The organism is Rickettsia endosymbiont of Urophora cardui, assembly GCF_964030725.1.
Taxonomy (GTDB): domain Bacteria; phylum Pseudomonadota; class Alphaproteobacteria; order Rickettsiales; family Rickettsiaceae; genus Rickettsia.
The window spans coordinates 211,794-233,680 of sequence record NZ_CAXIPY010000002.1 but is presented as its reverse complement, the minus strand read 5'-3'; the positions used below and the strand labels follow the sequence as shown (position 1 = coordinate 233,680).

The window sequence follows — 21,887 nt, the reverse complement described above, 5'->3', positions numbered from 1 at the left end:
ATTTTTTAATTCAGGACATCTTACCAGATTATCACCACTCTTGCTCTACAAATTTTATTTATGCAACAAAGCCGAGGAGCATCATTTAAATATAGATATATCATGGCTCATTTAACGATAGATGAAAGATTTAAAATATACGAAATGAATAAGAGTGGTTATAGCTCGCGATATATAGGGACAAAGATTGGCCGTGATAAAAGCACTATATGTTATGAACTCAAGAGAATGAGGCATAATTATAGACCAGATAGGGCTAACACACTTGCTTGCAGTTTAAGGCAAGGTAAGAGAAAAAGAAAATTAGATATTGATAATAATTTACGAGCAGAAATAATAAAGCAGTTAACACAGGGTATTTCACCAGATATAATTTCAGGTAGACGTAAACTATCACGAGATACTGTCAATATTTCTACAGAGAGTATATACCAGTTTATTTATACATCTCCTATAGCACAAAGGCAAAAATTATATTTATCTTTAGCAAGAAAAAGGAAAAATAGGTTGCATCATGGTACAAGAATCAGAAACAAAAGAATTACAATACCAAATCGAGTTTCCATTACTGAAAGACCAGAGATAAATAGAAAGATAGCAGCAATAGGTCATTTAGAAGGTGATTTAACTTTTAACAAAGGTAATCAAAGTCGTAATATAGGCGCTCTTGTGGATATCAGAACACAAAAAGTGTTTCTCACTTTAAACCGTTCAAAAAGAACACAAGATGTGATTGGTAACATGAATAAAAAACTTAAACAATTGTCGCATATAATCAAAAGCATAACGTTAGATAATGGCAAAGAATTTACCAATCATGAACAACTATTGCCAAAATCTGAACGAAAAGTATAGAGTCTTTTGCAATGATTGTGTAAATTTTTGTTGAGCCTATATTAGAAGTAATTAAAAATATAGGTAACAGAAATGCAAATAGAGAAGAATAAAAAAATAAATGAAGCAATAGATTTGCTGATAGAAGGTGGAGTAGATTTAAAAACAGTACTAAGTCAGAATGGATTAATTAAGGAATTAACCAAGGGTATTTTAGAGCGAGCACTGCATGCTGAGATGTCAGAACATTTAGGTTATAGCAAGTATGATAGAGCTGAAACTGAGAATGCGAGGAATGGTAGTTTTAGTAAGAATCTGATTAGTGAGAATGGTACTATAGAGCTAAATGTTCCAAGAGACAGACAAGGTAAATTTGAACCTATAATAGTCTCAAAGAAACAAACAAGAATAGATGGCTTAGACCAAAAGATAATATCCTTATATGCGAAGGGTATGAGTGTGTCTGATATTAAAACACAATTGCAAGAATTATATGGAGCTGAGATCAGTGAGAGCCTAATCAGCAGGATTACAGATGAAGTAATAGATGAGGTCAAGATTTGGCAGAGTAGACCTCTTGAATCAGTATACCCTATAGTATATTTTGACTGTTTAGTAGTGAAAGTAAGACAAGATAAACTTATTATTAATAAATCAGTATATGTAGCTTTAGGAATAGATTTATCTGGCAGAAAGGATATTTTAGGCTTATGGATAAGTGAGAATGAAGGAGCTAAATTTTGGCTTGGTAATTTTACTGAAATGAAGAATCGAGGAGTAAAAGATATCTTAATTGCTTGTAGTGATAATCTAACTGGTATGTCTGATGCTATTGCATCAGTATATCCGAAAACTGAACATCAAATTTGTATTGTCCATCAGATCAGGAATAGCCTCAAATATGTATCATATAAAGATAGAAAGCAATTAGCAGCGGATTTGAAACTAATCTATACTTCTGCTACTGAAAAAGAAGCAGAATTAGCTCTTGAGTCATTTGATCAAAAATGGAGTAAGCAATATCCGCATATAGCTAAATCTTGGTATAATAATTGGGATAATTTGATAATTTTCTTGCAATATCCAAAGGAGATTCGTAAGATTATTTACACTACAAATGCGATAGAATCGCTGAATAGCCAATTGAGAAAAGTTACTAAGAATAAACGCATCTTTCCAAATGATGACGCAGTATTTAGTCCGTCCGCCAAAACTCTACAAGCCTTATAGATAATATGGTTTTAAGACAAGAAGTAATACAACAATCCGTAAGAAAATGATAAAATATGGTCATAAACCTTATGGATTTCAGTCAATGCCAATAGACAACATTATCAAATCGCAAGAACAAGGGAAACTGTTTGGTTATAAATTAAAAGAAGAATTAAACCCAAATAATAAGCTATATAAATTAAGAGAATTAATAAATTGGTCTAGGCTCGAAGAGTGGTTATCAAAAAATGTTTGTATTAAGAAATTTGGTAGAAATAGAAAATGTCATAGAGTGATGCTTGGCATAACGATGCTACAAGCAATGTATAATTTTTCAGATTCATTATCAGAGGAAGAGCTAAAAGAGAATATGTATTGGCAGTATTTCTGCGGGTGGGAATATATAGAAAAAGACATAGCTATCTCGGAAACTAGTATACGACGGTTTCGTAGTGTATTAGGTGAAGCTGGATATAATGAGATATTATCGGAGTTGATCAGGGTTGGGATAAAAACTAACACAATTAAAAAAAAAGATTTGGAATTGGAAAGTTCTATAATTAATTAAGCCAGATATAATCAATTTTTAATCTCTCAGGGTTTAATTCCCCGAAGCTCTGCTTCGTGATATCATAAGAAACAACTAAAACTTTTTTAGATACCTCGTAGCTCTGCTGCGAGGAGCATCATTAATAAGTTTATCTTGTCCGTCCGCCAAAACTCTACAAGCCTTATAGATAATATGGTTTTAAGACAAGAAGTAATACAACAATCCGTAAGAAAATGATAAAATATGGTCATAAACCTTATGGATTTCAGTCAATGCCAATAGACAACATTATCAAATCGCAAGAACAAGGGAAACTGTTTGGTTATAAATTAAAAGAAGAATTAAACCCAAATAATAAGCTATATAAATTAAGAGAATTAATAAATTGGTCTAGGCTCGAAGAGTGGTTATCAAAAAATGTTTGTATTAAGAAATTTGGTAGAAATAGAAAATGTCATAGAGTGATGCTTGGCATAACGATGCTACAAGCAATGTATAATTTTTCAGATTCATTATCAGAGGAAGAGCTAAAAGAGAATATGTATTGGCAGTATTTCTGCGGGTGGGAATATATAGAAAAAGACATAGCTATCTCGGAAACTAGTATACGACGGTTTCGTAGTGTATTAGGTGAAGCTGGATATAATGAGATATTATCGGAGTTGATCAGGGTTGGGATAAAAACTAACACAATTAAAAAAAAAGATTTGGAATTAATCATCGCTGATACGACTGTACAAATTAAGAATATCAAACACCCACACGATGTTTATTTAATGGATAAAGCTAGGCTTAGCATAGTAAAGCTTTGCAACAGTTTGGGTATACATTTGAATGAAACATACGCTAGAACCTATAAACGCGATATAGTAAAGCTATGGAAATATAAAGAACATAGTAAAGCCAAGAAGCGTTGGAAAATAATGAAGCATTTAAAAATATTACTGGGTCGTTTGATTAGAGTATGTGAGCGTGAGATCAAAAATAAGCAATTAAACTTGTCTCTCAAAAATCAAGAAGTATTGCAAAAAATAAAACAAATACATAACCAATCTGTTTTAAAAAGAGAAGCTAAAAAGCAATATAAAGAAGATAACAAAGTATTATATAGTTTTCATGCCCCTGAAGTAGAGTGTATAGGAAAGGGAAAACGCAACAAGCCATATGAGTTTGGCAATAAAGTAGCGGTAGTAGTAAGTGGTCGTAGAAATTTTGTTTTATCCGCAAAATCGTTTCATAATAATCCTTATGATGGTCATACATTGCATCAGAGCTTTGAAGCAGTAGAGAGTGTCACTGGAATCAAGATAAAGAAATCATTTGTTGATCTTGGGTATAGTGGTAGCAATGTAAAGGAGAAGAGTAAGGTATATACCCCAAAAACGCGGAAGAAGTTGTTACAAGAGGACAAGTCTATGATCAAGAGACGCAGTGCCATAGAACCAATAATAGGTCACTTAAAGCAATATGGTCGGATGGGTAGAAACTTCTTGAAAGGTATGATAGGAGATATTATCAATCCAATAATCTCTGCTATTGGTTTGAATTTACGATGCATTGCAAATCATTTACAAATCGTGTCTAACTCCACATAAATCAAAAATATCATCATGCAAAAACTAGATGAACGATAAAAAATCGTTAACAATAGCTCCATATCAAAATTAGACCAACACAGAAATGTATCAGTAAAAATTAACATAACTTATTAATTTTTATTGAAAATCTTAGCAATTTGTTGTCAAAACTCTATCCCATTACAAATGATCAGGATTTGAAGTGTTTTTGGCGGATAGACTATCTTGTCTTACTTTCACTACTAAACAGTCAAAATATACTATAGGGTATACTGATTCAAGAGGTCTACTCTGCCAAATCTTGACCTCATCTATTACTTCATCTGTAATCCTGCTGATTAGGCTCTCACTGATCTCAGCTCCATATAATTCTTGCAATTGTGTTTTAATATCAGACACACTCATACCCTTCGCATATAAGGATATTATCTTTTGGTCTAAGCCATCTATTCTTGTTTGTTTCTTTGAGACTATTATAGGTTCAAATTTACCTTGTCTGTCTCTTGGAACATTTAGCTCTATAGTACCATTCTCACTAATCAGATTCTTACTAAAACTACCATTCCTCGCATTCTCAGTTTCAGCTCTATCATACTTGCTATAACCTAAATGTTCTGACATCTCAGCATGCAGTGCTCGCTCTAAAATACCCTTGGTTAATTCCTTAATTAATCCATTCTGACTTAGTACTGTTTTTAAATCTACTCCGCCTTCTATCAGCAAATCTATTGCTTCATTTATTTTTTTATTCTTCTCTATTTGCATTTCTGTTACCTATATTTTTAATTACTTCTAATATAGGCTCAACAAAAATTTACACAATCATTGCAAAAGACTCTTTAATATTCGTCATGGGATAGTGGACTGGAATCAAGATAAAGAAATCATTTGTTGATCTTGGGTATAGTGGTAGCAATGTAAAGGAGAAGAGTAAGGTATATACCCCAAAAACGCGGAAGAAGTTGTTACAAGAGGACAAGTCTATGATCAAGAGACGCAGTGCCATAGAACCAATAATAGGTCACTTAAAGCAATATGGTCGGATGGGTAGAAACTTCTTGAAAGGTATGATAGGAGATATTATCAATCCAATAATCTCTGCTATTGGTTTGAATTTACGATGCATTGCAAATCATTTACAAATCGTGTCTAACTCCACATAAATCAAAAATATCATCATGCAAAAACTAGATGAACGATAAAAAATCGTTAACAATAGCTCCATATCAAAATTAGACCAACACAGAAATGTATCAGTAAAAATTAACATAACTTATTAATTTTTATTGAAAATCTTAGCAATTTGTTGTCAAAACTCTATCCCATTACAAATGATCAGGATTTGAAGTGTTTTTGGCGGATAGACTATCTTGTCTTACTTTCACTACTAAACAGTCAAAATATACTATAGGGTATACTGATTCAAGAGGTCTACTCTGCCAAATCTTGACCTCATCTATTACTTCATCTGTAATCCTGCTGATTAGGCTCTCACTGATCTCAGCTCCATATAATTCTTGCAATTGTGTTTTAATATCAGACACACTCATACCCTTCGCATATAAGGATATTATCTTTTGGTCTAAGCCATCTATTCTTGTTTGTTTCTTTGAGACTATTATAGGTTCAAATTTACCTTGTCTGTCTCTTGGAACATTTAGCTCTATAGTACCATTCTCACTAATCAGATTCTTACTAAAACTACCATTCCTCGCATTCTCAGTTTCAGCTCTATCATACTTGCTATAACCTAAATGTTCTGACATCTCAGCATGCAGTGCTCGCTCTAAAATACCCTTGGTTAATTCCTTAATTAATCCATTCTGACTTAGTACTGTTTTTAAATCTACTCCGCCTTCTATCAGCAAATCTATTGCTTCATTTATTTTTTTATTCTTCTCTATTTGCATTTCTGTTACCTATATTTTTAATTACTTCTAATATAGGCTCAACAAAAATTTACACAATCATTGCAAAAGACTCTTTAATATTCGTCATGGGATAGTGGACTAATGGTATGGACCTCCTGATATAGAGAATGAAAAGCAGTTGCTAATCTTCTAGGGTTAATATTTAACATATTAAAACAACAATTAAGGAGGTCCATATGGAGGTTACTACAATTGGTATAGATATTGCAAAAAGAATTTTTCAAATTCATGGTGTAGATAAAAATGGCAAGACAGTATTAAAGAAAAAATTGATGAGAGATCAGGTTTTGACATTTATGGCTAATTTACCACAATGTTTAGTAGGGATGGAAGCTTGTGGTGGTTCTAGTTATTGGGCAAGAGAAATAACTAAATTAGGGCATGAAGTAAAACTAATGGCACCGCAATTTGTCAAACCATATGTTAAAACTAATAAAAATGATCAAGCAGATGCTGAAGCGATATGTGAAGCCGTGACAAGACCTAATATGAGATTTGTTGCAATTAAAACTATAGAGCAACAAGAAATTTTATCAATACATAGGGTAAGAGAGAGATTGGTAAAAAATCGTACAGCACTTGCTAATGAAATTAGGGGGCTACTACATGAGTTTGGTTTTATTGTTCCTCAAGGCATTAATAAGGTTATCACAAAATTAATTGAGATTTTAGATGCAGGGAAATTAAGCCAGTTAAGTTATCAAACATTTAGTGAACTAAAAGAAGAATTCTTAGATAATAACAGAAAAATAAAAGAGATAGAAAAACGATTAACAATGATAGCAAGTAACCTAACTCAATATCAACGATTAAGAGCTATACCTGGTCTTGGTTTAATTACTGCTACTGCTTTAATAGCATCAATAGGTAATGCTACAAGTTTTGAGAATGGCAGGCAATTATCGGCATGGCTAGGATTAGTGCCAAGACAACATTCAAGTGGTGGGAAGGATAAGCTGCTGGGAATTAGCAAGCGAGGTGATGTATACTTACGCACTTTATTAATTCAAGGGGCTAGAGCTGTACTAAATGCCAAGATAAGATTTACATCGGAAGAACAGAAATCTAAAAAAGATTTTAGCCAATTTACGAAATGGATGTTTAATTTATCTGAGCGAAGTAGCCATAATAAAACGACAGTTGCCATAGCTAATAAGTTGGCAAGAGTGGTGTTTGCTGTACTAAGATCAGGAGATGATTATGTAGAGAGTAAAGTTTGTAGCTAAAGAGTGTGTAGCATAGCACTTATAAGTAAAATAAATGGTGATTTATATAATGAATAGGTAAAAGCAAAACAATATGTAAGAGATTCCAACCCGAAATATGCTTGAGATAATTAATATTGATGGTAAATAAGACAAACCTTAGCTTACAAAAAAACTGCGTTTTTCAGTGGCTCTTTTAGAAGCCGATGGACTGATAAGTATATAGTTTGTAAGCCAGCGAATTCCATCAGGGCTGTAGAATAAATTAGGTTGATTTATCAGCTATAAGCCGGATACATGACTGCATTTGTTTGTTTTTATTATTGATGTTATTTTTTTCTTGCATTCTACAGGAGGTCCATACATGAAAAATCAAGACAAAAAAATGAGTAGTATGTTTTCCTAATTTTTCGATTATCAGGCAGCAATTTGCTGATAATTTTGCATATAATTCAGATATACATTCATAGGCTTTTTATAACCAATACTTGAATGAAATCTGTGATAATTATATTTATTCAGATAATGATCAATCCCCTCTTTTAACTCTTTAACATTGTTAAAATCATTAATAAAGATACAATTATATTTTAAAGTTCTAAAAAACCTTTCTATTACTATATTATCAATACTTCTACCTTTGCCATTCATTGAAATTTGGATATCATGCTCCTTGAGAATATTTATGTGGTCATAACTGGTATATTGGCTACCTTGATCACTATTAAATATCTGTGGAGCGTTATACTTACTGAGAGCTTGTTTCAAGACATCAGTTACAAGAGATGCATCCATAGAATTTGACAGTTTATAGCTCAATATGGCCTTGCTATGCCAATCTATAATAGCTGCCATATACATAAAGCCACCATTAGTTCTAATGTAAGTAATGTCACCACTCCAAACCTCATTCACATTAGGCACATACACTTGCTTTGTTGAGCCAGATTTAGTCCAATATTGATCAAGTAAGTAGCTATAGATCTTATGCTCACTATCGTTTCGAGAAGTAGATTTTTTCTTATGTGGGTAAATAGCTTCTATACCCATCATCCTCATATATTTCAGTACTCGATCTTTACCGACAATAAAACCATCTTCTAGTAACTGTTGATGAATATAGCGATAACCAAATTCAGGATTATCTGTATATATTTCATCTATTCTATTTAAAATACTTAATTTATTTATACTCATCTCCTTGGATTTATAGTAGGCTGTAGATCGACTAATCTTTAATAGTTCACACTGTCTTGATTTTGAGAGTTGATTTAGCTTGGAGTGTACAAGACTCTTTTTATTTGATAAATCCAAGCTTTTGAGCTTTCCCACGGCCCAGTCCCTCTCAACTGTGATTCTACCAAGAGCTTTAGCAAGTTCATCATTTTGCTCTTGTAAATGATTTATTTGTTCTTGATATTCACTCAAAACTTTAGCTGGTTCAAAAGCTAATGCCGCATTACCTAAAAACTGTTTTTTCCAATTTTGAATTGTTTTAACACTTATTGCATATTTTGAAGCTAACTGACCAAGTGTCGACTCCTCTTTTATTAATTCTAATACTATCCCCGTTTTTTCTGAAGCACTGAAAATTTTTACTTTATTTTTCTTCATCTTTCCTCTTAAGTTTATTGCTATTTATTCTAACTTATTGCGGAAACACACTCCTTCATTTTTTTGTCCAATTTTTTCATGTATGGACCTCCTGTAGAATGCAAGAAAAAAATAACATCAATAATAAAAACAAACAAATGCAGTCATGTATCCGGCTTATAGCTGATAAATCAACCTAATTTATTCTACAGCCCTGATGGAATTCGCTGGCTTACAAACTATATACTTATCAGTCCATCGGCTTCTAAAAGAGCCACTGAAAAACGCAGTTTTTTTGTAAGCTAAGGTTTGTCTTATTTACCATCAATATTAATTATCTCAAGCATATTTCGGGTTGGAATCTCTTACATATTGTTTTGCTTTTACCTATTCATTATATAAATCACCATTTATTTTACTTATAAGTGCTATGCTACACACTCTTTAGCTACAAACTTTACTCTCTACATAATCATCTCCTGATCTTAGTACAGCAAACACCACTCTTGCCAACTTATTAGCTATGGCAACTGTCGTTTTATTATGGCTACTTCGCTCAGATAAATTAAACATCCATTTCGTAAATTGGCTAAAATCTTTTTTAGATTTCTGTTCTTCCGATGTAAATCTTATCTTGGCATTTAGTACAGCTCTAGCCCCTTGAATTAATAAAGTGCGTAAGTATACATCACCTCGCTTGCTAATTCCCAGCAGCTTATCCTTCCCACCACTTGAATGTTGTCTTGGCACTAATCCTAGCCATGCCGATAATTGCCTGCCATTCTCAAAACTTGTAGCATTACCTATTGATGCTATTAAAGCAGTAGCAGTAATTAAACCAAGACCAGGTATAGCTCTTAATCGTTGATATTGAGTTAGGTTACTTGCTATCATTGTTAATCGTTTTTCTATCTCTTTTATTTTTCTGTTATTATCTAAGAATTCTTCTTTTAGTTCACTAAATGTTTGATAACTTAACTGGCTTAATTTCCCTGCATCTAAAATCTCAATTAATTTTGTGATAACCTTATTAATGCCTTGAGGAACAATAAAACCAAACTCATGTAGTAGCCCCCTAATTTCATTAGCAAGTGCTGTACGATTTTTTACCAATCTCTCTCTTACCCTATGTATTGATAAAATTTCTTGTTGCTCTATAGTTTTAATTGCAACAAATCTCATATTAGGTCTTGTCACGGCTTCACATATCGCTTCAGCATCTGCTTGATCATTTTTATTAGTTTTAACATATGGTTTGACAAATTGCGGTGCCATTAGTTTTACTTCATGCCCTAATTTAGTTATTTCTCTTGCCCAATAACTAGAACCACCACAAGCTTCCATCCCTACTAAACATTGTGGTAAATTAGCCATAAATGTCAAAACCTGATCTCTCATCAATTTTTTCTTTAATACTGTCTTGCCATTTTTATCTACACCATGAATTTGAAAAATTCTTTTTGCAATATCTATACCAATTGTAGTAACCTCCATATGGACCTCCTTAATTGTTGTTTTAATATGTTAAATATTAACCCTAGAAGATTAGCAACTGCTTTTCATTCTCTATATCAGGAGGTCCATACCATTAGTCCATTATATTCATATATTTTACAAAAATTATCTACTAAATAATATATAGTTATGATACATCTTTTCATGTTGAGTTACTGATCTTTTATTAAAAAAATCTATCATAACTCAACATTAATCTCCTTTAAACCCTTTATCTATAAGCTTTCTATCTATCCCTTATCCTAAATTAGCGTTTTCAGTCCACTAATCCTGGATTATTTTTAATTCAGGACATCTTACCAGATTATCACCACTCTTTCTCTACAAATCTTATTTATGCAACAAAGCCATACCTCGTAGCTCTGCTGCGAGGAGCATCATTTAAATATAGATATATCATGGCTCATTTAACGATAGATGAAAGATTTAAAATATACGAAATGAATAAGAGTGGTTATAGCTCGCGATATATAGGGACAAAGATTGGCCGTGATAAAAGCACTATATGTTATGAACTCAAGAGAATGAGGCATAATTATAGACCAGATAGGGCTAACACACTTGCTTGCAGTTTAAGGCAAGGTAAGAGAAAAAGAAAATTAGATATTGATAATAATTTACGAGCAGAAATAATAAAGCAGTTAACACAGGGTATTTCACCAGATATAATTTCAGGTAGACGTAAACTATCACGAGATACTGTCAATATTTCTACAGAGAGTATATACCAGTTTATTTATACATCTCCTATAGCACAAAGGCAAAAATTATATTTATCTTTAGCAAGAAAAAGGAAAAATAGGTTGCATCATGGTACAAGAATCAGAAACAAAAGAATTACAATACCAAATCGAGTTTCCATTACTGAAAGACCAGAGATAAATAGAAAGATAGCAGCAATAGGTCATTTAGAAGGTGATTTAACTTTTAACAAAGGTAATCAAAGTCGTAATATAGGCGCTCTTGTGGATATCAGAACACAAAAAGTGTTTCTCACTTTAAACCGTTCAAAAAGAACACAAGATGTGATTGGTAACATGAATAAAAAACTTAAACAATTGTCGCATATAATCAAAAGCATAACGTTAGATAATGGCAAAGAATTTACCAATCATGAACAACTATTGCCAAAATCTGAACGAAAAGTATATTTTTGCAATCCTTATTCTCCATGGCAAAAACCATTGATAGAGAAGATTAACTCAATGGTGCACAGAGTATACTCTAAATCTTTAGATATAAAAAAATTAACAATAAAGCAATTACAAGAAATTGAGGATTTTTTAAATAATTTACCAAGAAAAGTGCTCGGTTATAAAACACCCAATGAGGTATGGGAAGAAAATATAAATCTGGCTTAAATGATGCTCCTCGCAGCAGAGCTACGAGGTATCTAAAAAAGTTTTAGTTGTTTCTTATGATATCACGAAGCAGAGCTTCGGGGAATTAAACCCTGAGAGATTAATACTGGAATTTACCATTAATCATCGCTGATACGACTGTACAAATTAAGAATATCAAACACCCACACGATGTTTATTTAATGGATAAAGCTAGGCTTAGCATAGTAAAGCTTTGCAACAGTTTGGGTATACATTTGAATGAAACATACGCTAGAACCTATAAACGCGATATAGTAAAGCTATGGAAATATAAAGAACATAGTAAAGCCAAGAAGCGTTGGAAAATAATGAAGCATTTAAAAATATTACTGGGTCGTTTGATTAGAGTATGTGAGCGTGAGATCAAAAATAAGCAATTAAACTTGTCTCTCAAAAATCAAGAAGTATTGCAAAAAATAAAACAAATACATAACCAATCTGTTTTAAAAAGAGAAGCTAAAAAGCAATATAAAGAAGATAACAAAGTATTATATAGTTTTCATGCCCCTGAAGTAGAGTGTATAGGAAAGGGAAAACGCAACAAGCCATATGAGTTTGGCAATAAAGTAGCGGTAGTAGTAAGTGGTCGTAGAAATTTTGTTTTATCCGCAAAATCGTTTCATAATAATCCTTATGATGGTCATACATTGCATCAGAGCTTTGAAGCAGTAGAGAGTGTCACTGGAATCAAGATAAAGAAATCATTTGTTGATCTTGGGTATAGTGGTAGCAATGTAAAGGAGAAGAGTAAGGTATATACCCCAAAAACGCGGAAGAAGTTGTTACAAGAGGACAAGTCTATGATCAAGAGACGCAGTGCCATAGAACCAATAATAGGTCACTTAAAGCAATATGGTCGGATGGGTAGAAACTTCTTGAAAGGTATGATAGGAGATATTATCAATCCAATAATCTCTGCTATTGGTTTGAATTTACGATGCATTGCAAATCTATAATGGACTAATGGTATGGACCTCCTGATATAGAGAATGAAAAGCAGTTGCTAATCTTCTAGGGTTAATATTTAACATATTAAAACAACAATTAAGGAGGTCCATATGGAGGTTACTACAATTGGTATAGATATTGCAAAAAGAATTTTTCAAATTCATGGTGTAGATAAAAATGGCAAGACAGTATTAAAGAAAAAATTGATGAGAGATCAGGTTTTGACATTTATGGCTAATTTACCACAATGTTTAGTAGGGATGGAAGCTTGTGGTGGTTCTAGTTATTGGGCAAGAGAAATAACTAAATTAGGGCATGAAGTAAAACTAATGGCACCGCAATTTGTCAAACCATATGTTAAAACTAATAAAAATGATCAAGCAGATGCTGAAGCGATATGTGAAGCCGTGACAAGACCTAATATGAGATTTGTTGCAATTAAAACTATAGAGCAACAAGAAATTTTATCAATACATAGGGTAAGAGAGAGATTGGTAAAAAATCGTACAGCACTTGCTAATGAAATTAGGGGGCTACTACATGAGTTTGGTTTTATTGTTCCTCAAGGCATTAATAAGGTTATCACAAAATTAATTGAGATTTTAGATGCAGGGAAATTAAGCCAGTTAAGTTATCAAACATTTAGTGAACTAAAAGAAGAATTCTTAGATAATAACAGAAAAATAAAAGAGATAGAAAAACGATTAACAATGATAGCAAGTAACCTAACTCAATATCAACGATTAAGAGCTATACCTGGTCTTGGTTTAATTACTGCTACTGCTTTAATAGCATCAATAGGTAATGCTACAAGTTTTGAGAATGGCAGGCAATTATCGGCATGGCTAGGATTAGTGCCAAGACAACATTCAAGTGGTGGGAAGGATAAGCTGCTGGGAATTAGCAAGCGAGGTGATGTATACTTACGCACTTTATTAATTCAAGGGGCTAGAGCTGTACTAAATGCCAAGATAAGATTTACATCGGAAGAACAGAAATCTAAAAAAGATTTTAGCCAATTTACGAAATGGATGTTTAATTTATCTGAGCGAAGTAGCCATAATAAAACGACAGTTGCCATAGCTAATAAGTTGGCAAGAGTGGTGTTTGCTGTACTAAGATCAGGAGATGATTATGTAGAGAGTAAAGTTTGTAGCTAAAGAGTGTGTAGCATAGCACTTATAAGTAAAATAAATGGTGATTTATATAATGAATAGGTAAAAGCAAAACAATATGTAAGAGATTCCAACCCGAAATATGCTTGAGATAATTAATATTGATGGTAAATAAGACAAACCTTAGCTTACAAAAAAACTGCGTTTTTCAGTGGCTCTTTTAGAAGCCGATGGACTGATAAGTATATAGTTTGTAAGCCAGCGAATTCCATCAGGGCTGTAGAATAAATTAGGTTGATTTATCAGCTATAAGCCGGATACATGACTGCATTTGTTTGTTTTTATTATTGATGTTATTTTTTTCTTGCATTCTACAGGAGGTCCATACATGAAAAAATTGGACAAAAAAATGAAGGAGTGTGTTTCCGCAATAAGTTAGAATAAATAGCAATAAACTTAAGAGGAAAGATGAAGAAAAATAAAGTAAAAATTTTCAGTGCTTCAGAAAAAACGGGGATAGTATTAGAATTAATAAAAGAGGAGTCGACACTTGGTCAGTTAGCTTCAAAATATGCAATAAGTGTTAAAACAATTCAAAATTGGAAAAAACAGTTTTTAGGTAATGCGGCATTAGCTTTTGAACCAGCTAAAGTTTTGAGTGAATATCAAGAACAAATAAATCATTTACAAGAGCAAAATGATGAACTTGCTAAAGCTCTTGGTAGAATCACAGTTGAGAGGGACTGGGCCGTGGGAAAGCTCAAAAGCTTGGATTTATCAAATAAAAAGAGTCTTGTACACTCCAAGCTAAATCAACTCTCAAAATCAAGACAGTGTGAACTATTAAAGATTAGTCGATCTACAGCCTACTATAAATCCAAGGAGATGAGTATAAATAAATTAAGTATTTTAAATAGAATAGATGAAATATATACAGATAATCCTGAATTTGGTTATCGCTATATTCATCAACAGTTACTAGAAGATGGTTTTATTGTCGGTAAAGATCGAGTACTGAAATATATGAGGATGATGGGTATAGAAGCTATTTACCCACATAAGAAAAAATCTACTTCTCGAAACGATAGTGAGCATAAGATCTATAGCTACTTACTTGATCAATATTGGACTAAATCTGGCTCAACAAAGCAAGTGTATGTGCCTAATGTGAATGAGGTTTGGAGTGGTGACATTACTTACATTAGAACTAATGGTGGCTTTATGTATATGGCAGCTATTATAGATTGGCATAGCAAGGCCATATTGAGCTATAAACTGTCAAATTCTATGGATGCATCTCTTGTAACTGATGTCTTGAAACAAGCTCTCAGTAAGTATAACGCTCCACAGATATTTAATAGTGATCAAGGTAGCCAATATACCAGTTATGACCACATAAATATTCTCAAGGAGCATGATATCCAAATTTCAATGAATGGCAAAGGTAGAAGTATTGATAATATAGTAATAGAAAGGTTTTTTAGAACTTTAAAATATAATTGTATCTTTATTAATGATTTTAACAATGTTAAAGAGTTAAAAGAGGGGATTGATCATTATCTGAATAAATATAATTATCACAGATTTCATTCAAGTATTGGTTATAAAAAGCCTATGAATGTATATCTGAATTATATGCAAAATTATCAGCAAATTGCTGCCTGATAATCGAAAAATTAGGAAAACATACTACTCATTTTTTTGTCTTGATTTTTCATGTATGGACCTCCTGTAGAATGCAAGAAAAAAATAACATCAATAATAAAAACAAACAAATGCAGTCATGTATCCGGCTTATAGCTGATAAATCAACCTAATTTATTCTACACAGGAGTTTCGCACTTAGCAAAATTGTGTATTAGTTAGAAGCCATTTAATGTTGTTCTGAATTGATGTTTTTATAACTTCCCAAGTTTGTTGATATAAAGTAATGTTTTCATTTATCCTCCTTTTGTTCATATCAAGCCAGGCCAATACAGCAAGGCAAATATGATTTCTTTGAGCTCGACCCGTGCGTGCCTGACAGCATTCAATACCACAAGTTTGTTTCAATTCTCGATGATAAACTTCTATAGACCAACGCGCCTTAACAATTTTCTCTATTTGCTCACGTGTAGGATTCTCTAAATTAGTTGTTATGTAATCAATGCGACCATTTTTTGCCACAAACTTAAATACCGTAACCCAACCGTATCCACGTAGGTGAATTTTTAGCCCTTCATCGGGAATCTCTAAAGTTTCCAAGCTAACATTACGATTAACTTTTCTATTTTTTCTTAGGTTGGTAACCCATATCCAACCTAAATTACGTATATGTTTTAAATTATCCAAACCACTATACCAAGCATCCATAACTATAGCATCAGGCTTGATACCTCTTTCTTTAGCTAAAGTAAGCATATCACAAAAATGCTCGTTCTTTGTTTTACCATCAGTTTCTTTATCATATATTCTATAATCTACAGGAGTAGATTGATCAATTTGAGTATTGTAATGCAGTAAGTTTACCATTCCTATACCAGGTATAACATCATGTACAGCCCCAGAATATTGATAATTTACAAGCTCGATCCTCTTACTGTATTGCTTTGACAATAAGGTGTCATCTCCCACTAATAAACAAGGATCTTCCAGATCAATATATTTTGACACTTTGCTATAGATTTCGCTAGGGCGAAAATCCTTACTCTTTAACCATCGACTTGCACTATCGTGCGATAGATCTAATGGACTTACTTCAGATAATGCTTTGCTAGTATATCTTACACTACTTGCTTGTAAGAATGATTTATATAAATCTTTGCTACATTTTGATCTTGTCATTTTTATCTAAAACTATTTTTCTCTAGATTAGCATATTATTTGCTAAGTGCGAAACTCCTGTATGTATTGGCAGTATTTCTGCGGGTGGGAATATATAGAAAAAGACATAGCTATCTCGGAAACTAGTATACGACGGTTTCGTAGTGTATTAGGTGAAGCTGGATATAATGAGATATTATCGGAGTTGATCAGGGTTGGGATAAAAACTAACACAATTAAAAAAAAAGATTTGGAATTAATCATCGCTGATACGACTGTACAAATTAAGAATATCAAACACCCACACGATGTTTATTTAATGGATAAAGCTAGGCTTAGCATAGTAAAGCTTTGCAACAGTTTGGGTATACATTTGAATGAAACATACGCTAGAACCTATAAACGCGATATAGTAAAGCTATGGAAATATAAAGAACATAGTAAAGCCAAGAAGCGTTGGAAAATAATGAAGCATTTAAAAATATTACTGGGTCGTTTGATTAGAGTATGTGAGCGTGAGATCAAAAATAAGCAATTAAACTTGTCTCTCAAAAATCAAGAAGTATTGCAAAAAATAAAACAAATACATAACCAATCTGTTTTAAAAAGAGAAGCTAAAAAGCAATATAAAGAAGATAACAAAGTATTATATAGTTTTCATGCCCCTGAAGTAGAGTGTATAGGAAAGGGAAAACGCAACAAGCCATATGAGTTTGGCAATAAAGTAGCGGTAGTAGTAAGTGGTCGTAGAAATTTTGTTTTATCCGCAAAATCGTTTCATAATAATCCTTATGATGGTCATACATTGCATCAGAGCTTTGAAGCAGTAGAGAGTGTCACTGGAATCAAGATAAAGAAATCATTTGTTGATCTTGGGTATAGTGGTAGCAATGTAAAGGAGAAGAGTAAGGTATATACCCCAAAAACGCGGAAGAAGTTGTTACAAGAGGACAAGTCTATGATCAAGAGACGCAGTGCCATAGAACCAATAATAGGTCACTTAAAGCAATATGGTCGGATGGGTAGAAACTTCTTGAAAGGTATGATAGGAGATATTATCAATCCAATAATCTCTGCTATTGGTTTGAATTTACGATGCATTGCAAATCATTTACAAATCGTGTCTAACTCCACATAAATCAAAAATATCATCATGCAAAAACTAGATGAACGATAAAAAATCGTTAACAATAGCTCCATATCAAAATTAGACCAACACAGAAATGTATCAGTAAAAATTAACATAACTTATTAATTTTTATTGAAAATCTTAGCAATTTGTTGTCAAAACTCTATCCCATTACAAATGATCAGGATTTGAAGTGTTTTTGGCGGATAGACTAGTTAATTTTTTGCCTTTAGCTGTAGCGATTCTATAACTTTCAGTATTGAGTTCAAGAATTGAAGAATGGTGAACCAATCTGTCAATAACTGCTGACGTAGTCATTTCATCTTTAAAAATAGTATTCCATTTTGCAAAAACTAAATTGCTAGTAATTAATACACTACGCATTTCATAACGTTCAGCTAATAAGGTAAATAAAACATCAGTTTCTTCACGATTATATGGTACATATGATATATCATCAATTATCAATATTTCAAAATAATCGAATTTTTTAATAATTTGCTTAAGTTTTAAACTAAGCTTTGCTTCTAGTAATTGTTGAACCAAATTAGCTGCTGTTGTATATAATACACGTCTACCAGCAAGACACCACTCACGTGCTAAACCTATACTAAGATGACTTTTGCCAGTGCCAGGATTACCAAAAATAAGTATATTTTCATAGCGATCCATAAATTCTCCTTGTGCAAGATATTGGATCTTAGTTGGCGATAATCCTGGGATACGCTTAATATCAAAGTTGCTTAATAACTTATCTCGAGAGAGTTTTGCTTGCTTCAGCAATCTGGCAATACGTTGTTGTTGTCTATGTTCTAACTCACGTATGGCTAACTCCTGTAGATAATCTATATATGTTTTCTTTTCTTGCTCAAAGCTTTCTGCAACTGATTTATAGCACGATGCAAAAGTAGGTAAGCAAAGGTTCTTGAGTAAATTATTTAGCGGTTGCGGAGTTATAGCTAACACGGAAATGTTTCTACCACAGATTAGGAAAAACTTAGGCATTGATCAATAATTTTATGTAAACAGTTTTTAAAGTTAGTCCAGCAATATTTAATAGGATTTAGATCTGGTGAATATGTGAGTAAATACAAAAACTATGGTAAAAACCTTTTCGCGTTGAGTCTTTTGCAATAATTGTGTAAATTTTTGTTGAGCCTATATTAGAAGTAATTAAAAATATAGGTAACAGAAATGCAAATAGAGAAGAATAAAAAAATAAATGAAGCAATAGATTTGCTGATAGAAGGCGGAGTAGATTTAAAAACAGTACTAAGTCAGAATGGATTAATTAAGGAATTAACCAAGGGTATTTTAGAGCGAGCACTGCATGCTGAGATGTCAGAACATTTAGGTTATAGCAAGTATGATAGAGCTGAAACTGAGAATGCGAGGAATGGTAGTTTTAGTAAGAATCTGATTAGTGAGAATGGTACTATAGAGATAAATGTTCCAAGAGACAGACAAGGTAAATTTGAACCTATAATAGTCTCAAAGAAACAAACAAGAATAGATGGCTTAGACCAAAAGATAATATCCTTATATGCGAAGGGTATGAGTGTGTCTGATATTAAAACACAATTGCAAGAATTATATGGAGCTGAGATCAGTGAGAGCCTAATCAGCAGGATTACAGATGAAGTAATAGATGAGGTCAAGATTTGGCAGAGTAGACCTCTTGAATCAGTATACCCTATAGTATATTTTGACTGTTTAGTAGTGAAAGTGAGACAAGATAAACTTATTATTAATAAATCAGTATATGTAGCTTTAGGAATAGATTTATCTGGCAGAAAGGATATTTTAGGCTTATGGATAAGTGAGAATGAAGGAGCTAAATTTTGGCTTGGTAATTTTACTGAAATGAAGAAGGTAAATTCCAGTATTAATTAAGTGTAATAGTTGAGATTATATCTTACATTTAGTAAAATAAATTAATTATTAAATGGAGATAAAGAATGAACTTAAATCAAAAAATAATAAAACCAAAATTAGGTTTACTTGAATTAGCTAAGAGCCTTGGTAGTATATCATCAGCATGTAAAGCGATGGGATATAGTAGAGATAGTTATTACAGATTTAAAGAACTGTATGAAACTGGTGGCGAAGAAGCGTTGTATGAAATTAGTCGAAGAAAGCCAATAATAGCGAATAGAGTTGATCCTGCTGTAGAGAAAGCAGTACTAGATATGGCAATAGAATATCCAGCATATGGTCAGCTAAGAGTATCAAATGAGCTTAAAAAGACAGGTGTACTTGTATCACCTGGGGGAGTAAGATCAATTTGGTTACGTAATGATTTAAACAACATCAGTAAAAGACTTAAAGCATTAGAAGCAAAAATGGCTCAAGATGGTATTGTGCTTACTGAGGCACAATTACAAGTGCTAGAGAAGCGTCGTAATGAAAAAGAAGCTCATGGAGAAATTGAGACACAGCATCCAGGGTATCTAGGATGCCAAGATACATATTATGTAGGCAACTTTAAGGGTATAGGTAAGGTTTATTCTCAGGTATTTATTGATAGCTACAGCAGAGTAGCTGATGTTAAACTATATACTGATAAAACAGCTTTAACTGCTGCTGATATGCTTAATGACCGAGTGTTACCATGGTATGAGACTCAAGGGATACCAATACTTCGTATTCTGACAGATCGTGGGTCAGAATATAAGGGGAATATAGAGCATCATGCTTTTGAATTATTTCTAAGTATCGAAGGTATAGAGCATACTACTACTAAAGCATATTCTCCTCAAACAAACGGTATGTGTGAGCGTTTTAATAAAACCATGAAACAAGAATTCTTTGATACAGCTATGCGGAAAAAGATTTATACAGCTCTTGATGACCTACAATTAGATCTTGATATCTGGCTAGAGTATTTCAATAATGAAAGACCTCATTCTGGTAAATATTGTTATGGAAAAACTCCTATGCAAACTTTTAAGGATAGTAAGAAATTAGCTGTTGAAAAGAATAATGAAATCTTGTATCTTGAATATGTATCTGACAGTCAAAATTTAACTGACAATCAGGGGCAAAATTTATAGTGTCTGTAAGATCAAATCTTAACTTCTACAAACGTTATGCTTTTGATTATATGCGACAATTGTTTAAGTTTTTTATTCATGTTACCAATCACATCTTGTGTTCTTTTTGAACGGTTTAAAGTGAGAAACACTTTTTGTGTTCTGATATCCACAAGAGCGCCTATATTACGACTTTGATTACCTTTGTTAAAAGTTAAATCACCTTCTAAATGACCTATTGCTGCTATCTTTCTATTTATCTCTGGTCTTTCAGTAATGGAAACTCGATTTGGTATTGTAATTCTTTTGTTTCTGATTCTTGTACCATGATGCAACCTATTTTTCCTTTTTCTTGCTAAAGATAAATATAATTTTTGCCTTTGTGCTATAGGAGATGTATAAATAAACTGGTATAGCTAACGCGAAAAGGTTTTTACCATAGTTTTTGTATTTACTCACATATTCACCAGATCTAAATCCTATTAAACATTGCTGGACTAACTTTAAAAACTGTTTACATAAAATTATTGATCAATGCCTAAGTTTTTCCTAATCTGTGGTAGAAACATTTCCGTGTTAGCTATATATACTCTCTGTAGAAATATTGACAGTATCTCGTGATAGTTTACGTCTACCTGAAATTATATCTGGTGAAATACCCTGTGTTAACTGCTTTATTATTTCTGCTCGTAAATTATTATCAATATCTAATTTTCTTTTTCTCTTACCTTGCCTTAAACTGCAAGCAAGTGTGTTAGCCCTATCTGGTCTATAATTATGCCTCATTCTCTTGAGTTCATAACATATAGTGCTTTTATCACGGCCAATCTTTGTCCCTATATATCGCGAGCTATAACCACTCTTATTCATTTCGTATATTTTAAATCTTTCATCTATCGTTAAATGAGCCATGATATATCTATATTTAAATGATGCTCCTCGCAGCAGAGCTACGAGGTATCTAAAAAAGTTTTAGTTGTTTCTTATGATATCACGAAGCAGAGCTTCGGGGAATTAAACCCTGAGAGATTAAAAATTGATTATATCTGGCTTAATTAATTA

General features: G+C 32.6%; 14 protein-coding genes and 7 pseudogenes. 13 read left to right on the top strand and 8 right to left on the bottom strand.

Annotated elements, in window-relative coordinates:
* Positions 1–102: 102 nt before the first annotated feature.
* The 4 genes and pseudogenes from AAHI98_RS02605 to AAHI98_RS02590 form a co-directional block, all read left to right on the top strand.
* Positions 103–852, top strand: a pseudogene (locus AAHI98_RS02605) (IS30 family transposase); the annotation flags it as partial.
* A 75-nt stretch (positions 853–927) separates the two neighbouring features.
* Positions 928–2,031: pseudogene (locus AAHI98_RS02600) on the top strand (IS256 family transposase); the annotation flags it as partial.
* 79 nt (positions 2,032–2,110) lie between these two features.
* Positions 2,111–2,614 carry a transposase gene (locus AAHI98_RS02595; RefSeq protein WP_342224951.1) on the top strand — a complete coding sequence of 168 codons (504 nt, stop codon included), beginning with the start codon at positions 2,111–2,113 and terminating at the stop codon, positions 2,612–2,614.
* A 215-nt stretch (positions 2,615–2,829) separates the two neighbouring features.
* Positions 2,830–4,191, top strand: a complete 1,362-nt coding sequence (locus AAHI98_RS02590; protein ID WP_342224717.1) for an IS5 family transposase — start codon at positions 2,830–2,832, stop codon at positions 4,189–4,191.
* A gap of 198 nt (positions 4,192–4,389) precedes the next feature.
* Here the strand turns inward: AAHI98_RS02590 and AAHI98_RS02585 are convergent.
* Positions 4,390–4,938, bottom strand: a pseudogene (locus tag AAHI98_RS02585) (IS256 family transposase); the annotation flags it as partial.
* Positions 4,939–5,135: 197 nt separating this feature from the next.
* On the opposite strand from AAHI98_RS02585, the gene AAHI98_RS02580 reads away from it, so the two are divergent.
* Positions 5,136–5,336 (top strand): hypothetical protein, encoded by a 201-nt coding sequence (locus tag AAHI98_RS02580; RefSeq protein ID WP_342224789.1) that lies wholly within the window; start codon positions 5,136–5,138, stop codon positions 5,334–5,336.
* Between the two features lie 198 nt (positions 5,337–5,534).
* On the opposite strand, the pseudogene AAHI98_RS02575 reads toward AAHI98_RS02580, so the two are convergent.
* Positions 5,535–6,083, bottom strand: a pseudogene (locus tag AAHI98_RS02575) (IS256 family transposase); the annotation flags it as partial.
* Positions 6,084–6,280: 197 nt separating this feature from the next.
* Here AAHI98_RS02575 and AAHI98_RS02570 point away from each other — a divergent pair.
* Positions 6,281–7,330, top strand: a complete 1,050-nt coding sequence (locus AAHI98_RS02570; RefSeq protein ID WP_342224642.1) for an IS110 family RNA-guided transposase — start codon at positions 6,281–6,283, stop codon at positions 7,328–7,330.
* A gap of 396 nt (positions 7,331–7,726) precedes the next feature.
* Here the strand turns inward: AAHI98_RS02570 and AAHI98_RS02565 are convergent, their stop codons facing one another.
* Both AAHI98_RS02565 and AAHI98_RS02560 read right to left on the bottom strand, forming a co-directional pair.
* On the bottom strand, positions 7,727–8,923 hold the full coding sequence (locus AAHI98_RS02565) for an IS3 family transposase (RefSeq protein ID WP_342224663.1): 1,197 nt from the start codon (positions 8,921–8,923) through the stop codon (positions 7,727–7,729).
* A 423-nt stretch (positions 8,924–9,346) separates the two neighbouring features.
* Complete coding sequence (locus tag AAHI98_RS02560; protein ID WP_342224642.1) at positions 9,347–10,396, bottom strand: IS110 family RNA-guided transposase; 1,050 nt, start codon at positions 10,394–10,396, stop codon at positions 9,347–9,349.
* A 419-nt stretch (positions 10,397–10,815) separates the two neighbouring features.
* Between AAHI98_RS02560 and AAHI98_RS02555 the strand changes: the two genes are divergently transcribed.
* The 4 genes from AAHI98_RS02555 (at position 10,816) to AAHI98_RS02540 (ending at position 15,527) form a co-directional block, all read left to right on the top strand.
* Positions 10,816–11,778, top strand: a complete 963-nt coding sequence (locus AAHI98_RS02555; protein WP_342224646.1) for an IS30 family transposase — start codon at positions 10,816–10,818, stop codon at positions 11,776–11,778.
* A gap of 182 nt (positions 11,779–11,960) precedes the next feature.
* Positions 11,961–12,755, top strand: coding sequence for a hypothetical protein (locus AAHI98_RS02550; protein ID WP_342224949.1), 795 nt, complete (start codon positions 11,961–11,963; stop codon positions 12,753–12,755).
* A gap of 102 nt (positions 12,756–12,857) precedes the next feature.
* The gene (locus AAHI98_RS02545) at positions 12,858–13,907 is read left to right on the top strand and encodes an IS110 family RNA-guided transposase (RefSeq protein ID WP_342224642.1); all 1,050 of its coding nucleotides are present in this window, start codon (positions 12,858–12,860) and stop codon (positions 13,905–13,907) included.
* A gap of 423 nt (positions 13,908–14,330) precedes the next feature.
* Complete coding sequence (locus AAHI98_RS02540; protein ID WP_342224663.1) at positions 14,331–15,527, top strand: IS3 family transposase; 1,197 nt, start codon at positions 14,331–14,333, stop codon at positions 15,525–15,527.
* Between the two features lie 177 nt (positions 15,528–15,704).
* On the opposite strand, the gene AAHI98_RS02535 is transcribed toward AAHI98_RS02540, so the two are convergent.
* Positions 15,705–16,685: an IS701 family transposase gene (locus AAHI98_RS02535; protein ID WP_342224656.1), complete on the bottom strand. Its 981-nt coding sequence runs from the start codon at positions 16,683–16,685 to the stop codon at positions 15,705–15,707.
* A gap of 46 nt (positions 16,686–16,731) precedes the next feature.
* Between AAHI98_RS02535 and AAHI98_RS02530 the strand changes: the two genes are divergently transcribed.
* A complete protein-coding gene (locus tag AAHI98_RS02530) occupies positions 16,732–17,802 on the top strand; it encodes an IS5 family transposase (protein ID WP_342224948.1) in 1,071 nt (356 codons plus the stop codon).
* A 162-nt stretch (positions 17,803–17,964) separates the two neighbouring features.
* Here AAHI98_RS02530 and istB read toward each other — a convergent pair whose 3' ends face one another.
* Positions 17,965–18,798, bottom strand: a complete 834-nt coding sequence (gene istB, locus AAHI98_RS02525; protein WP_342224947.1) for an IS21-like element helper ATPase IstB — start codon at positions 18,796–18,798, stop codon at positions 17,965–17,967.
* Between the two features lie 189 nt (positions 18,799–18,987).
* Between istB and AAHI98_RS02520 the strand changes: the two are divergent.
* Positions 18,988–19,662: pseudogene (locus tag AAHI98_RS02520) on the top strand (IS256 family transposase); the annotation flags it as partial.
* A gap of 89 nt (positions 19,663–19,751) precedes the next feature.
* Positions 19,752–20,846 carry an IS481 family transposase gene (locus tag AAHI98_RS02515; protein ID WP_342224693.1) on the top strand — a complete coding sequence of 365 codons (1,095 nt, stop codon included), beginning with the start codon at positions 19,752–19,754 and terminating at the stop codon, positions 20,844–20,846.
* Positions 20,847–20,878: 32 nt separating this feature from the next.
* On the opposite strand, the pseudogene AAHI98_RS02510 reads toward AAHI98_RS02515, so the two are convergent.
* Positions 20,879–21,238, bottom strand: a pseudogene (locus AAHI98_RS02510) (transposase); the annotation flags it as partial.
* Positions 21,239–21,413: 175 nt separating this feature from the next.
* Positions 21,414–21,737, bottom strand: a pseudogene (locus tag AAHI98_RS02505) (helix-turn-helix domain-containing protein); the annotation flags it as partial.
* Positions 21,738–21,887 lie beyond the last annotated feature (150 nt).